This window comes from Streptomyces sp. NPDC001617, from assembly GCF_053596855.1.
Genome location: NZ_JBSFHA010000012.1, coordinates 56,813 through 71,291, shown reverse-complemented (window position 1 = coordinate 71,291; position 14,479 = coordinate 56,813). Strand labels below are relative to the sequence as shown.

The following is a 14,479-nucleotide window of genomic DNA, read 5'->3' as shown; positions in this document are numbered from 1 at the left end:
CAGAAAGATGGTCCGCCGATGACCACGGGCAATTCGAGTGCGAGCAGACCCGCCGCCATCAGTACCTATCTCGGCCAGGAGCGTGCCCTGCGCGCCGACCGCCTCGGCACGGGCGGCCTGCTGCTCTCCGTGCTCGCCGCGACCGCCCCTCTCATGGTGGTCGCGGGTGTCATGCCCACCACATTCGCGGTGATGGGGATCGTCGGCCAGCCGCTCCTCTTCGTCGTCCTCGGCGTGGTGCTGATCCTCTTCAGCGTCGGCTACGCCGAGATGAGCCGGCACGTCCACAACGCGGGCGCCTTCTACGCGTACATCTCCCGCGGCCTCGGCGGCACCGCCGGCGCGAGCGCGGCCCTCGTCGCACTGGCCGCCTACAGCGCCCTCCAGGTCGGCATCTACGGCATCTTCGGCTTCGAGGTCTCCGGGCTGTTCGCCACCTACGCGGACGTCGACCTCTCCTGGTGGATACCGGCACTGGCGGCCGTGGCGGTCGTCGGGGCGCTGGGCCTGCTGAAGATCGACGTCAACGCGCGCGTGCTCGGCGTGCTGCTGGTCGTCGAGGTGATCCTGGTCGTCGTCTTCGACATCGCGTCGATCGCCGACCCGGCCAAGCAGGGCCTCTCCCTGCACGCCTTCAACCCGGACACCCTCACCGGCGCGGGCGTCGGCACCGCCCTGTGCTTCTGCATCGCCGCCTTCACCGGCTTCGAGCAGGCGCCGGTGTACGCCGAGGAGACCAGCCGGCCGCATGTCCTCGTCCCGCGCGTGATGCTGCTCGCCGTCGCCTTCGTCACCGTCTTCTTCGCGATCAGCTCCTGGGCGTACACCGTCGCCACCGGCCCGTCCGCCATCGTGGGCACGTCACAGAAGGAGAGCGCCGGGCTGCTGTTCACCCTCACCGAGTCCCGGCTGGGCGGAACGTTCACGGACGTCCTGCACGTGCTGTTCGTGACCGGCATGTTCGCGGCCCTGCTCAGCTTCCACAACGTCGTCGCCCGGTACGCCTTCGCGATGGGCCGCGAGGGCCTGCTGCCGCGCGCCTTCGGCCGGACGACGGGGGCGAGCGGTGCGCCGGGTACCGGGTCCCTGTTGCAGACCGTCGTGTCGGCGGTCGTCGTGATCGGCTTCGCGATCGTCGACGACAAGCCCGTCGGCGACCCGACCGAGCCGGTCCTGCACCTGTTCACCTGGGCCGGCAACATCGGCGCCCTCGGCGTGATCCTGCTGATGGCCGCCGCCTCCGTGTCGGTCATCGTCTTCTTCGTCCGGCGCGGGGCCGCCGCCGCCCAGGCCCGCCGTCTGGTCACCTCCGCACTCGCCGCCGTCGCCCTGCTGGTGATCGCCGGCTACACGGTCAAGGACTTCGACGTCCTGGTCGGGGCGGGCCCCGACTCGGCCCTGAGCTGGGTGCTGCCCGGCATCATCGGCCTCGCCCTGGTCGTCGGCCTGGTCCAGGGCCTGGTCCTGCGCTCCCGCGCGCCCGAGGCGCACGCCCGGATCGGGCTCGGCAACGAGGCGTTCCGGCTGGACGAGGCGGCGCGCGAGGTGTCGTAGCGTCCGAGGACCGGGCGGCGGCAGACCGAGCAGCACGGTCGCGGCCGCCTGAGAATCACGTAAGAAGTGATGACGGAACCCTGACGAGCACCCGCGATTCCTGGTCCCGCCGGGGTCGCGGGTGTTCGAATGGAGACGTGAACTCAGAACCAACCGAGGAGCCCGGCAAGCCGCGGCCGCCCGAGGAGCGTGGCACACCGGTCGGCCGGCGGGTCTTTCTCGGCACCGTCGGCCTGGGCGCTCTCGGCGTGGTCGCCGCGCCGACCCTGCAGCGCGGTCTGGAGGGCTTCCTCGGCGCCGCGGCCGAGAAGGACCCCACCGGACTGACGGGCCTGCTGCCCAACGGCGGCGGCTTCCGCTACTACTCGGTCACCTCCTCGGTGCCGCACAAGAGCGCCTCGAACTACCGGCTCACGGTGGGCGGCCTCGTCGACCACCCGAAGACGTACACGCTCGACGACCTGCGCGCCCTGCCGCAGACCAGGCTGGTCAAGGACGTGCAGTGCGTCACCGGTTGGCGGGTCCCCGACACGCCGTTCGAAGGGGTGCGCCTCTCGCACCTGCTGGACGCGGCCGGAGTGCGCGCCAAGGCCGGGGCGGTGCACTTCACCTGCTTCGACGGCGCGTACACCGAGAGCCTCACCCTCGACCAGGCCCGCCGCTCCGACGTCCTGGTCGCGCTGCGCATGCAGAACAAGGACATCGGCCACAACCACGGCGGCCCGGTCCGCCTCTATGTGGCGCCGATGTACTTCTACAAGTCCGCCAAGTGGCTCTCCGGCATCACCGTCACCGAGCATGTGGAGCCCGGCTACTGGGAGCACCTCGGCTACGACGTCGACGCCTGGGTCGGCAAGTCGAACGGGCGGGACGATGACCCTACGAGCTGAGGCACACACCCCGCAGGCCACCCACGTCCCCCGCTTCGGCCCGGTGCAGAAGTGGGTGCACCGGACGACGGCGGCGCTGATGGGCGTGTGCGTGGTGACCGCCGCCTTCCTCTACGTCCCCCAACTCGCCGAGATCGTCGGCCGCCGCGAGCTGGTGGTCCGGGTCCACGAGTGCACCGGGCTCGCCCTGCCCGTGCCCGTCCTGGTGGGACTGGTCTCCCGCGCCTTCCGCGCCGACCTCGGCCACCTCAACCGCTTCGGCCCGCACGACAGGGTGTGGCTGCGCGCCGCCCTGCACCGGGACAAGCGGCAGTCCTCGCGACCGGCGGCGAAGTTCAACGCCGGGCAGAAGATCTACGCCTCCTGGATCGCCGGCGCCACGCTGGTCATGCTCGGCACAGGGCTGATCATGTGGTTCACCCACCTCACCCCGATCATGTGGCGGACCAGCGCGACCTTCGTCCACGACTGGCTGGCCCTCACCATCGGCATCGTCCTCGCCGGACACATCGGAATGGCGATCGCCGACCCGGAGGCGCGCCGGGGGCTACGGACGGGGCGGGTGAACCGGGACTGGGCCGAGCGGGAGCATCCGCTGTGGCGTCCCTGAGGACGGGGGAGGGGACGACGGGAGCGCGGCGGTGGGGGCCACGACCGTGAAGGCGTCCTTCAACCGGGCTTCGGTGGCGCCGTACTTCACGACCACGTCGACCGGGCGCGGATAGCCGCCGCCGAGCGACGGGACCACGGCCGCCAGCACCAGCCCGTCGCCCGTCTCCGACCGCGGCACCAGCGGTCCGGGCAGCTGCTGCCCGCCGATGAACACGCTGCCGAACCGCAGCAGTTCGGCGTGGTCGAAGTAGGTGCCCCGCAGCTGGATCCCGACCGTGTCGCCCGGTTCGGCCTCGCCGTCGCCGCCGGTGTCGACGCCGGCGATCGCGTAGGCACACGCGGGCGAGCCGCCCGAGGGGGCCTTCAACCGCACGCCGGCGCCCGGGTGTTGCCGGCGGAAGTCCAGCAGCCCGCCGAGTACGGCGTAGGCTGCACGGCCCTTGCAGGTGTCGACCTTGCCGGCCAGGGCGGTGTACTCCTTGGCGGCCGTCGTCCAGCTGCCCCCCTTGCCCTGGACGGCGAGGCAGGCGGTGGCGAGAGCGCGCAGGACTCGCCACTCCGGGTCCGTCGACGCCGGTGGGATCGCGTCGAGGGCGGCCCGGCACTGGCCGGGGTCGCGGAGGCGGTCGTAGCCGCTCGCCGGGTCGGGGACGGAGTCGGCGTCGGGTGAAGTGGGGCCGGGCGGAAGCCAGTTGGGGGTCTCGAGGAGCCTGGGGGCGGTGGACGAGGGGGTCGGGGAACTGCTCGGGGGTGCGGCGGTGGCGTGAGTGTGGCCCGGAGTGCTCGGAGGCACGGTGGCTTCGGCTTCCCCGGCGGGTGACTGACGGGGAGTGGGTGACGGTTGCGCACGCGGGCTGTCCGACGGTGCCACGGTGACGATCGTGCCGCGACCGCCCCCCGCGTCCGGCCGGCTCCTGCCGTCACCGGCGAAGGCCGCGACGGCCACCGCCACCGCTCCGACCACGAGCAGCCCCGAGATACGCATCCCGAGGGAAACCGCCATGACGCCCCCCGACACGGTCGTCCCCCCAGCCCAGGGGTCCCCTCATCATCGGGCCGACCGTGCCGGTGGGGAAGGCGTCTTGGGCTGATCCTTGTCGAATGTTCAGGAAGCGCCGAAGTCCAGCAGCACCTTGCAGGAGCGACTCCGGTCCGCGGCGAGGGCGAACGCCGACTCCGCCTCCGTCACCGGGACCACGGCGCTGACCAGCCCGTCGAACGCCGGCTCGGCCGCGAGCAGCCGCAGCGCCTCGTCGAACTCCGTGTCGAAGCGGAACGCTCCCCGCAGGTCGATCTCCCGGCTCACCACCAGATTCCCGGCGAACGGGCTCGGCCCCGGCGGCAGCATCCCCAGCTGGACCACGACCCCGCCGCGCCGCACCAGCCGCAGACAGGTGTCCAGACCCGCGGCCACCCCGGACGCCTCCACGGCCACGTCCGCCTCGGCCGGCCACCCGGCGTCCTCCGGGTCATCGGCCCGTACGAGGGTGTCGGCGCCGGCGATCCGGGCGTACTCCAGGGCGGCCGGGACCAGGTCGGTCACCGTGACATGGGCGGCGCCCGCCGCCTTGGCCGCCGCGACGACCAGGCAGCCGATGGGGCCGGCGCCGGTCACCAGGACGCGCCTGCCGGTCAGGTCACCGGCCCGGCGCACGGCGTGCAGGGCGACGGAGAGGGGCTCGGCGAGGGATGCCCGGCGGAGTTCCAGCCCCTCCGGGAGCGGTCTCAACTGGTCGGCGGGGACGACGACTTGGGCCGCGAAGCCGCCCTGGACATGCGGGTGGCGGGCCGCGCTGCCGAGGTAGCGGGTGTCCCGGCAGACGTTGCGGTGGCCCCCCACGCACTCCGGGCAGGCGTCGCACGGAGTCGCCGGGTGCACCGCAACAGCCGTACCGGCGACGGGTCCTGACGAACCGGCACCGTACGCGAGGACCGTCCCCACCACCTCGTGCCCCAGCAGCATCGGCTCCTTGAGGCGGAAGTCGCCGACTCCGCCGTGGCGCCAGTAGTGCAGGTCGGAGCCGCAGACGCCGCCGTAGCGTACGGCGACCAGGGCCTGGCCGGGGCCGGGGGAGGGGACCGGCAACTCCTCGACGCGCAGATCGTCCTGACCGTGGATCACACAACCGAGCATCGCCGTCATCTCAGAGGGCTCCTTTCACAGCACGCTCGTCATTCCGCCGTCGACATACAGCACCTGTCCGCTGACGAAGTCCGCGGCGGGCGAGGCGAGGAACAGCACGCCGCCCACCAGGTCCTCGGTCGTGCCCCAGCGGCCGGCCGGGGTACGGCGGCGCACCCAGGCGCTGAACTCCTCGTCCTGGACGAGGGCCTGGGTCAGTTCGGTCTCGATATAGCCGGGGCCCAGGCCGTTGACCTGCACGCCGTGCGGGCCCCAGTCGGCGCACATGCCCTTGGTCAGCATCTTCAGGGCGCCCTTGGTGGCCGCGTAGGGCGCGATGCCGGGACGGACCACCTCGCTCTGCAGGGAGCAGATATTGACGATCTTGCCGTGGCCGCGGGCCGTCATGTACCGGGCCGCCTCCCGGCCCACCAGGAACGCGCTGGTGAGGTTGGTGTCCAGGATGCGGTGCCAGTCGGCATCGGTGAACTCCAGGAGCGGGGCGCGCAGTTGCATGCCCGCGTTGTTGACCAGGATGTCGAGCGGGCCGACCCGCTGTTCGACGTCCGCGATGCCCGCCTTGACCGAGGCGCCGTCGGTGACGTCGAAGACCGCCGTGTGGACCTCGCCGGGCAGCTCCGCGGCCGCCTTGGTGAGGCGGTCGGCGTCCCGTCCGTTGAGGACCACCGCGCAGCCCGCCTCCGCGAGGCCGCGGGCGAGGGCCAGGCCGATGCCGCGGCTGGAGCCGGTGACCAGGGCCGTACGGCCGCTGATGTCGAACAGAGGATGACTCATTCCCGTACCCCTAAATGATCAGCGAGAGGAGCAGCACCAGACCGCCGGCCACCACCGAGATGATCGTCTCCATGACGGACCAGGTCTTGATGGTCTGGCCGACCTCCAGGCCGAAGTACTCCTTGACCAGCCAGAATCCGGCGTCGTTGACATGGCTGAAGAAGAGCGAGCCGGCGCCGATGGCGAGGACCAGCAGTGCGGTGTGGGCGGTCGACATGTCGGCCGCGAGCGGGGCGACCAGACCGGCCGCCGAGACCGTGGCCACCGTCGCCGAGCCGGTCGCGAGGCGGATGGCGACGGCGATCAGCCAGGCCAGCAGCAGGGCCGGGATCGACCAGTCCTTGGAGATGTCCAGGATCATCTGGCCCACGCCGGTGTCGATCAGCGTCTGCTTGAAGCCGCCGCCCGCGCCGACGATCAGCAGGATGCCCGCGATGGGCGCGAGGCCCTTCTCCACCAGCGGCGTCAGCCGCTCCTTGCCGAAGCCGGCGGGCCGCAGCAGCGTGAGGATACCGACCAGGACGGCGGCGAGCAGGGCGATCAGCGGGGAGCCGATGACGTCGAAGACGCGCTGGGTGAGGTTGGTCGGGTCGTCGATGACGATGTCGACCAGGGCCTTGGAGAGCATCAGGACGACGGGGAGGAGGAGGGTGGCGAGGGTGGCGCCGAAGCCCGGGCGCTTCTCCAACTCCTCGGAGGCGCGCTGCGGAAGCATCCGGTCGGGGGCCTGGACGTCCACCCAGCGGGCGGCGACCTTCGAGAACAGGGGACCGGCGATGATCACCGTCGGGATGGCGATCAGCACGCCGAGCGCCAGCGTGACACCGAGGTTGGCCTTCACCGCGTCGATCGCGACCAGCGGGCCGGGGTGCGGCGGGACCAGGCCGTGCATCACGGAGAGGCCCGCGAGGGCCGGGATGCCGATGCGCATCAGCGAGTAGTTGCCGCGCTTGGCGACCATCAGCACGACCGGGATCAGCAGCACCACGCCGACCTCGAAGAACAACGGCAGACCGATCACCGAGGCGATCAGCACCATCGCCCACGGCATCGCACGCCCGCTCGCCTTCGCGAGGATCGTGTCGACGATCTGGTCCGCTCCGCCGGAGTCGGCGAGCATCTTGCCGAGGATCGAGCCGAGGGCGATCAGCACGCCCACGCCGGCGACCGTGGTGCCGAGCCCGGTGGTGAAGCTGGCGATCACCTTGTCGAGCGGCGCGCCGGCGATCGCGCCCAGCGCCAGCGACCCGATGGTCAGGGACAGGAAGGCATGCAGCTTGAACTGGGTGATGAGCAGGACGATGACGGCGATGCCCGCCAGGACGGCTATGCCCAGCTGAGCGTGACCGGCCGAGGTGATCGGTTCCGGTGCGTCCGCTGCCAGCATCTCGACGCTGAGTCTGGTCACGGGGTTCCCTTGCAGGTACGGGGATGGGGGGAGGGGTGCGGGGGGTTACGGTGCGGTCGGTTCGGGGAGCTTCGAGAGGGCCTGCACGGCCCGCTCGGTGATCTCCTCCGGGCTGCCGCCGACGTCCACGGCGACGCCCGCCTCGTCCGGCTGGAGCGGCTGGAGCGTCGCGAACTGGGAGTCGAGCAGCGCGGTCGGCATGAAGTGGCCCTGACGGTGCGACATCCGGTCCTCGATCAGGGCGCGGTCGCCCGTGAGGTGCACGAAGACGACGCCGGGAGCGGCGGCGCGCAGCCGGTCGCGGTACGACCGCTTCAGCGCCGAGCTGCTGACCACCCCGCCGAGTCCGGCCCGCCCGTGCGCCCAGGCGCCGATGGCGTCGAGCCACGGCCACCGGTCGTCGTCGTCGAGCGGGATGCCGGCCGACATCTTGTCGATGCTGGCCTGCGGGTGGAAGTCGTCGCCCTCGGCGTACGGAACGCCGAGCCGGGACGCGAGCAGGGGACCGATGGTGGTCTTGCCGGTGCCCGCGACGCCCATCACCACGACTACATGAGGGGTGTTCACCGCTGCCTCGCTGTCTTCCTCGACGTCTTCTTCGACCGATGTCGACGTAACTGAAACCGATTAGGTACGACGAATTCAAGAGTCTGTGACAAATAAGTCTGACTTTTTGGGAGCGTGATCTGCCCCGTACTCTGAGTGCATGAGCACACCGGGCCGGGGGCTGCACGGCCATGTACTGGACACCCTCGGCCCCGCGATCACCGCGGGCGAGTATCCGCCGGGCAGCGTTCTGCGTACGGACGAGCTGGCCCAGCGTTTCGACGTGTCACGTTCGGTGATGCGGGAGGCCGTTCGGGTCCTGGAGTCCATGCACCTGGTCGAGTCGCGCCGGCGGGTGGGTGTGACGGTGCAGCCGAAGTCCGCGTGGAACGTCTACGACCCGCAGGTCATCCGCTGGCGCCTGGCCGGCGCCGACCGCCCCCACCAGCTGCGTTCACTGACGGTCCTGCGCTCGGCGATCGAGCCGGTCGCGGCGGGCCTGGCCGCACGGCACGCGACCGCGGAGCAGTGCGCCGAGCTCACCGAGTGCGCCCTCGGCATGGTCGCCAACTCGCGCGGCCACAAGCTGGAGGGGTACCTCGTCCACGACATGGCCTTCCATCGGGTGATCCTCACGGCGTCGGGCAACGAGATGTTCGCCCGCCTCGGCGACGTCGTGGCGGAGGTCCTCGCGGGCCGTACCCACCACGAAGTCATGTTCGAGGACCCCGACCCGGCCGCCGTGACCCTGCACGTCCAGGTCGCGGAGGCGGTCCGGGAGGGAGACGCGGCCCGCGCGGAGGAACTGACCCGGGAGATCACGGTGGGGGCGCTTCAGGAACTGGACATCCTGGCGCCGTAAGAGCGGGAGGCGGTGGGCGGCTATCCGTCCGTGCCCTGCGCCGTCACGCTGAGCGGCAGCATGACGAAGGCGTCGACCGTGGCGTCGTCGGACCACGATCCGGCCGGCAGCTCGACGGCCCTGCCCCCGACGGTCAGCCTGGCGTGGGAGAGCAGCGCACCCCCCGGCCGACCGCCGCCGCGCACGGGCTCGGCGGTGAAGTACTGCACCAGCAGCGCCCCGGTGACCCGGGTGCCGACCTGCTGGAGGAGCTTGCCGGGGAGCGTCCACTCGACGCCGTAGTACGGCGCCCCGCCCATGACCCGGTGGATCCTGCGCACGTACCAGGCGTCCCTGCCGACCTGCGGCGCGCTGCGCAGCTTCAGGTGGGCGATCGCGGCCGAGGCCGCGCTGAGTCCGGGCAGCGGGGTCACATTGGCCGCTATCTCACCGGCCACCCCCACCGCCGGCGCGAGCGCGTTCAGATCCTCGGCCAGAGCGGTGCGCCATTCCCGCTCCTCCTGCACCGGAGGCAGGTGGTACACCAGCGCCTGGACGTCCTTCACCCGCCAGCGGTCGACCGCCGGGAACAGCAGCCGGACCTCCGCCCTGTCGGGCGCGTCCCCCGTGTACCCGAGCGTCCAGACGTAGAGATACGGGGTGAACTCCTGCGAGGGGGCGGGGTCGGTGCGGAACAGACTGGCCAGCGGGACGGAGACGGGGTCGCTCTCACCGTAGAGCTCGAGCCAGTTCGCCTCGTTCGGCTGGGACCAGCGGTCCCATCGGGAAACCATGGTGCTACCCCTCCGGCATCAGCTGAGGCTGCGTCAGTTCGACCGGATCGGGCCCCAGCCGCTGATCTCCCGACGTCAGCCGGCTGACCATCGCCGCCCGGGACGTCACGTCGAGCTTCACGAAGATACGGCGCAGATGGGAGGCCACCGTCCAGGTGCTGATCTCCAGCACCGAGGCGATCGTCTTGTTGGGGTGGCCACAGGCGACCATGCGGGCGATCTCCAGCTCACGGGGGCTCAGTAAGGAGACGGGCCCGGTCCGGTCGCCGCGCAGGACCAGGCAGCGCACGCCGTCCATCTCCAGGTCCAGCAGCACATGCCCGTCGCCCGCGGCGAGCTTCGCGATCAACTCCAGCGCCAGCGCCTCGACTTCGGCACCGGTCTCCTCCCTGGCCAGTAGTCCGGTACCTGCCCCGTCCGCCATCGCCGGCCCCCTTGCCTTCAGCGGAGTGGAACCTCACCCGGTTCCACGCCAGTCGGCATGCAGCGCACTTTAACAGCGGGCGCGACCCCTATGTGCCCCATTTGCGTGTAGCACGTCCGAGGGACGCTCATCCGAACGCGACCGGTACGGCCGACCGCAGGATGTGCGACTGGTGGTCCAACTCCTGGGTGACCAAGGTGAGTTGTCCGACCGCGTGACGAGAGGCGGCGATGCAGATGCGGCAGGCCGAGCTGGAGTACGAGGACGAAGCCGCCCTGGAGAGCGAGTTCGAGGGCGCCGGCGAGGAGGAGTACCTCTACGAGGAAGAAGGCGAAGAGGAGGGCGAGGAGTTCCTCGGCCGGATCGCCGGTGCGCTCGGGGGGCTCCTGGGCGAGGGTGAGGGCGAGTTCGAAGGGGAGTACGAGGGCGAGTTCGAGGACGAGGCCTTCTTCCGCCGTATCCGCTCCTTCGTCCGCCGCGCCGCCCCGATCCTGCGCCGTGTCGCCCGCGTCGCCGCCCCGATGGTGGGCACCGCGATCGGCGGGCCGCTCGGCGGGGCCCTCGGGAGCGCCGCCGCGCGTGCGCTGGGCGAGGGCGAGTTCGAGGAGGAGTACCTCTACGAGGAGGAGGGCGAGGAGGAGTTCGAGGCGGAGGCCGAGGAGGAGTCGTCCCGGCCGCTGACCCAGCAGGAGGCCATGGCCGAGATGATGGCCGCCGTCGCCGCGCAGGCCCAGACCGAGGCCGAGGCCGAGGCGATGATCGGCGCCGCCACCGTGAGCGCGCTGTCCGCCCGGGACCGGGCCGTTCTGCGCCGGCTGCTGCCGCACCTGGTGCGGGCCACCTGTGTGCTCACCCGGCTGCTGCGCCGGCAGCGTGCCACCCGGCCCGCCGTGCGTGCCGTGCCGCTGATCGTCCGCCGTACCGCCCGAGTCCTCGGCGCCCGCGCCGCGGCCGGCCGGCCCGCGGACCGGCGTACCGCTGCCCGGGTGATGGCCGGGCAGACCCGCCGGGTGCTGGGCAGCCCGCAGCAGACGGCCCGGGCGCTGCAGCGCAACGTGCGTGCCGCGACCGCGGTCCGCGCCACCAGCCCCGCCGCCCGCACCCGCCGCCCCTACGCGGGCGCGCGGCCCCGCCGCCCCGGCCACTCGGCCCTGCGCTGAGCCACAGGAAGGACTGCGGCCATGAGCACGACCACCAACGGAGCCGGTCCCAGGACGTCCGGCGCGGCGCCGCTCCCCGAGCTGGAGGGGGAGTGGGAGAACCTCTACGAGGCCGAAGCCGGCCTGGAGAGCGAGTTCGAGGGCGAGGAGTTCCTGTCCTCCCTCGCGGGCCTGGCCGGCCGCGCGGCGCGCTCGGCGCTGGGAGCGCTGAGCGGCGGGGACTCGGAGGAGGAGTATCTCTTCGAGACGGAGGGCGAGTTCGAGGAGGAGTACGAGGACGAGGCCTTGTACGAGGGGGAGTTCGAGGAGGAGTCCCTCCACGAGAACGAGGCCCTCTACGAGTACGAGGGCGAGTTCGAGGGCGAGTCCGAGTCCGAGTACGAGGCCGAGGGCATGACCAACCCCCTCCGCCGGATCTACCCGGACGCCCTGATGGAGCACCTCGGGCATGCCGCCGCCGAGACGGAGTCCGAGGAGGAGGCGGAGGCGTTCATCGGGGCGCTCGCGCCCATCGCGGTGGGCCTGGTCCGCCGGGCCGCACCGGCCGTCATCCGCAGCGCCCCGCAACTCGTACGCGGCCTCGCGGGCGTGACCCGCACCCTGCGCCGCAACCCCGCGACGCGGCCGCTGGTCCGGGCGCTCCCCACCATCGCCGTACGCACGACCCGCAGCCTGGCCCGACAGGTGGCCCGGGGCCGTCCGGTCACGGCGCGTTCGGCGGCCCGCACGCTGGCCGGGCAGACGGCGGCCGTGCTGTCCGACCCGCGTCGCCGTCGGGCGGTGCTGCGGCGGGCGCGGGCGGTGGATCGCCGCTACCACCAGGCGGTACGGTCCGGGGCGCCCGTCGTGGCACCGGTTTCGTCCGCCGCGGTCCGCTCGCTGGCAGCGGGCCCCACGAGCACGGCCGCGCCGGGACTGCGCGGACGGCCGACGGTCGTGCCGGGAACGCGGCGGCGGTACGCGCCGCGCCGCGTGGCCGCCCGTCCCGCCGGCCTGCCGCCCATGTCCGTGGCATGGGTTCCGGTCCCCGCGTACCGGCCGGTGCGTTCGCGCGGGCCGTACGGCGTTTGACGGGGGCCGACGATGACTGCACCCACGCGCTGTGGCCGGGGCCGGACGGTCCCCTCCGGGAGGTCGGACCGTGCTGCCTCGGCCGGCCGGAGGTGGGTGCCGCGCCATGGCGTAGGGCGGCTGCGGGTGCGTCGTGGCCGGTCGCGCCCGCGCGGCGGTAGCCGCACATGCGATACAGCTCCGCGCCCCTTGGGGGCGTGCACGGGACCCGCGCTGCGGTGGGTCGTCGGTCGCGGTGGGCGCGGCACGGCTGCCGGCGCCGGGACCGGCCGCTCCCGCAGTCTGACCGGAGGTCGGCGATGACCGCACCCACGGCCCGCGACCGGGTCCGGACTTCAGGCAAGGGGACGTCCCGCTCCAGGGTCCGTCCGGTGTTGGCCGCACAGGCCCGGATCTCCGTGTCCGACGCCGGGACTGCCCGTTCCCCACGTCAGGTACGGCCGACGCCGACCGCGCAGGTCCGCACCCCCGACCCCGGCACCGCCACCGTCCAGTCCGGTCGGCCCCCGCGCCGCACCCCCGTCGTCGTCCCCGTCCGCCAACCCTGGCTCCGTGCACAGGGGTTGAACGTCACCCGGCACGCCGCCGCGCTGCGGCCCTTCCGGGCCGGGGAGTTCGGGTCCGGGGCCGCCGCGCCCACCGCCGGTCATCTCCAAGCGGTCAACGCCCTGTTGGGCCAACTGCGTGGCGAACTGCTGCGGCAGAGCGAGCAGGTGCGGCGGTTGGCCCGTAGTGCCGCGGCGCAGCCGGAGAGCCGGCGGTTGCAGGGGCTGCTCACCGCCAAGGAGCAGGCGCACGACTGGGTGCGTGAGGTCGAGCGGATCTGGGATTTCTATTTCGAGTTGTTCGGGCAGCGGCAGTCGGTCTTCGCCGACGCCCTGTTGTCCTGCGACCGGATCGCTCTGTCCTGTTACCAGGCCGCCTATCTCGGCGTCGGCGAGGCCAAGCCGCTGCCGGCCCCACCGCCGTTCTCCTTCATGCGCACCGGGTTCTCCCCGGCCACCTTCCGCCGTGGCATCCCCCTGCGCCGCCTCGGCCGCCGGCTCAACCCGTTCCCGCTCGTCCAGTTGCCCTATCACCGGCTCGTGAACCCCTGGACCCTGGGCGCGGTGCTCCACGAGGTCTCCCACAACCTCCAGAGCGACCTCGGCCTCGACAAGGCCGTGCCCCGCGCCGTCGCCCGCCGACTCCTCGACGAGGGCTGCCCGCCGGCCGTCGTCCGCACCTGGGTCCGCTGGAACCGCGAGATCTACGCCGACCTGTGCGCCCTGCTGCTCGGCGGCCCCGCCGTGGTCGGCTCCCTGCTCGACGTGATCGGCCGCGCGCCGGCGACCGTCCTGACGTACAGCCCGGTGGGCCCGCATCCGACACCCTGGTTCCGCGCGTGGATCTCGATCGAGCTGCTGCGGAGGATGGGGTTCGAGGAGCAGGCCGAGCGGTACGGGCGGCTGTGGGCGTCGATCTACCCGGACCCGCGCGCCGGCACGCTCCCGCGCGAGCTGCTCGCCACCTTCGCCGGGGCCCACCCGGCCGTCGTCGACGCCCTCTGCTTCCGTCCGTTCCCGCAGCTCGGCCGCCGTAGCCTCGCCCGGGTGCTGCCCTTCGGCAGCAAGGAGTACGCGATGCAGCGGGAGGCCGCCGAACGACTCGCCGCCGGCACCGACCCCGGCATCATCCCGGCCCGCTTCCTGATCGGCGCCACCCGGTCCGCCCTCGACCGCGGCCTCGCCCGCCCGGGCGTGATCACCCGCAACTTCTACACGGAACTGGCGAGGCGATGACGGTGACCCTCCAGTCCGCCCACGAGGCCCTCACAGCGGCCCTGCACCGCCTGCGCGACACCACGCGCGAACTGGAACTGATCGCCGTGTCCGACCAACCCCGGGGCGGGGGTGTGGTGTTGGTGGACGAGGTCGCCGACGCCGCGCTGGAGACGAGCGGTGCGGCCGAGCTCGCGGTCACTGTCGCGCAGGGGGACTCCGGGCCCACCGTGGCGCGGAGCCAGTGGTACGTCCACACCCTGGGCCGCGTCCTCGTCGACCGTCTGGCCGCACCCGAACGCCTCGCCGAACTGGGCGCGCTGGGCAGCGAGTTCGGCCGTGAGGCCGGTGCCTGGGCGGACGAGGTGGTCCGCTGCGTGCACGCCTGCCAACAGGCGCTCTGGAGCGACGTCCTGCCCGCGGCCCTCGCCTACTGGCAGGAGATCGCCGCGCTGAACACCACGTGCTCCACGTCCGGCGTACGCCGCTGACCTGGAGAGGA

The 14,479-nt window shown here is 72.5% G+C and carries 15 protein-coding genes; 8 read left to right on the top strand and 7 right to left on the bottom strand.

What is annotated here, in order from left to right:
• Nucleotides 1-18 precede the first annotated feature (18 nt).
• From ACWC09_RS12150 to ACWC09_RS12140, 3 genes are all read left to right on the top strand, one after another.
• Entirely contained in the window at nucleotides 19-1,554 is a 1,536-nt protein-coding gene (locus ACWC09_RS12150) for an APC family permease (RefSeq protein ID WP_450850421.1), read from the top strand.
• 137 nt (nucleotides 1,555-1,691) lie between these two features.
• Nucleotides 1,692-2,444 carry a molybdopterin-dependent oxidoreductase gene (locus ACWC09_RS12145; RefSeq protein WP_450850420.1) on the top strand — a complete coding sequence of 251 codons (753 nt, stop codon included), beginning with the start codon at nucleotides 1,692-1,694 and terminating at the stop codon, nucleotides 2,442-2,444.
• The gene (locus tag ACWC09_RS12140) at nucleotides 2,428-3,054 is read left to right on the top strand and encodes a cytochrome b/b6 domain-containing protein (protein ID WP_450850419.1); all 627 of its coding nucleotides are present in this window, start codon (nucleotides 2,428-2,430) and stop codon (nucleotides 3,052-3,054) included. The genes ACWC09_RS12145 and ACWC09_RS12140 overlap by 17 nt, the downstream gene beginning before the upstream one ends.
• On the opposite strand, the gene ACWC09_RS12135 is transcribed toward ACWC09_RS12140, so the two are convergent.
• From ACWC09_RS12135 to ACWC09_RS12115, 5 genes are all read right to left on the bottom strand, one after another.
• Nucleotides 2,992-4,059: a hypothetical protein gene (locus ACWC09_RS12135; RefSeq protein WP_450850418.1), complete on the bottom strand. Its 1,068-nt coding sequence runs from the start codon at nucleotides 4,057-4,059 to the stop codon at nucleotides 2,992-2,994. The two genes, ACWC09_RS12140 and ACWC09_RS12135, sit on opposite strands and share 63 nt — an antisense overlap.
• Before the next feature lie 102 nt (nucleotides 4,060-4,161).
• Nucleotides 4,162-5,190, bottom strand: coding sequence for an L-idonate 5-dehydrogenase (locus ACWC09_RS12130; protein ID WP_450850499.1), 1,029 nt, complete (start codon nucleotides 5,188-5,190; stop codon nucleotides 4,162-4,164).
• Between the two features lie 24 nt (nucleotides 5,191-5,214).
• Nucleotides 5,215-5,973, bottom strand: a complete 759-nt coding sequence (locus ACWC09_RS12125; protein WP_450850417.1) for a glucose 1-dehydrogenase — start codon at nucleotides 5,971-5,973, stop codon at nucleotides 5,215-5,217.
• Nucleotides 5,974-5,983: 10 nt separating this feature from the next.
• A complete protein-coding gene (locus tag ACWC09_RS12120; protein WP_450850416.1) occupies nucleotides 5,984-7,381 on the bottom strand; it encodes a GntP family permease in 1,398 nt (465 codons plus the stop codon).
• A 45-nt stretch (nucleotides 7,382-7,426) separates the two neighbouring features.
• Nucleotides 7,427-7,948, bottom strand: a complete 522-nt coding sequence (locus tag ACWC09_RS12115; RefSeq protein WP_450850415.1) for a gluconokinase — start codon at nucleotides 7,946-7,948, stop codon at nucleotides 7,427-7,429.
• A 139-nt stretch (nucleotides 7,949-8,087) separates the two neighbouring features.
• Here ACWC09_RS12115 and ACWC09_RS12110 point away from each other — a divergent pair, with 139 nt between their 5' ends.
• Nucleotides 8,088-8,789, top strand: a complete 702-nt coding sequence (locus ACWC09_RS12110) for a FadR/GntR family transcriptional regulator (RefSeq protein ID WP_450850414.1) — start codon at nucleotides 8,088-8,090, stop codon at nucleotides 8,787-8,789.
• Nucleotides 8,790-8,809: 20 nt separating this feature from the next.
• Here ACWC09_RS12110 and ACWC09_RS12105 read toward each other — a convergent pair whose 3' ends face one another.
• Nucleotides 8,810-9,562 (bottom strand): hypothetical protein, encoded by a 753-nt coding sequence (locus ACWC09_RS12105; protein WP_450850413.1) that lies wholly within the window; start codon nucleotides 9,560-9,562, stop codon nucleotides 8,810-8,812.
• A gap of 4 nt (nucleotides 9,563-9,566) precedes the next feature.
• Entirely contained in the window at nucleotides 9,567-9,986 is a 420-nt protein-coding gene (locus tag ACWC09_RS12100) for a helix-turn-helix transcriptional regulator (RefSeq protein WP_450850412.1), read from the bottom strand.
• Nucleotides 9,987-10,216: 230 nt separating this feature from the next.
• On the opposite strand from ACWC09_RS12100, the gene ACWC09_RS12095 reads away from it, so the two are divergent.
• From ACWC09_RS12095 to ACWC09_RS12080, 4 genes are all read left to right on the top strand, one after another.
• A complete protein-coding gene (locus ACWC09_RS12095; protein WP_450850411.1) occupies nucleotides 10,217-11,146 on the top strand; it encodes a hypothetical protein in 930 nt (309 codons plus the stop codon).
• 21 nt (nucleotides 11,147-11,167) lie between these two features.
• Complete coding sequence (locus ACWC09_RS12090) at nucleotides 11,168-12,217, top strand: hypothetical protein (protein ID WP_450850410.1); 1,050 nt, start codon at nucleotides 11,168-11,170, stop codon at nucleotides 12,215-12,217.
• Between the two features lie 299 nt (nucleotides 12,218-12,516).
• Nucleotides 12,517-13,998, top strand: a complete 1,482-nt coding sequence (locus ACWC09_RS12085) for a hypothetical protein (RefSeq protein ID WP_450850409.1) — start codon at nucleotides 12,517-12,519, stop codon at nucleotides 13,996-13,998.
• A complete protein-coding gene (locus ACWC09_RS12080; protein WP_450850408.1) occupies nucleotides 13,995-14,468 on the top strand; it encodes a hypothetical protein in 474 nt (157 codons plus the stop codon). Before ACWC09_RS12085 ends, ACWC09_RS12080 begins: the two co-directional genes overlap by 4 nt.
• Nucleotides 14,469-14,479 lie beyond the last annotated feature (11 nt).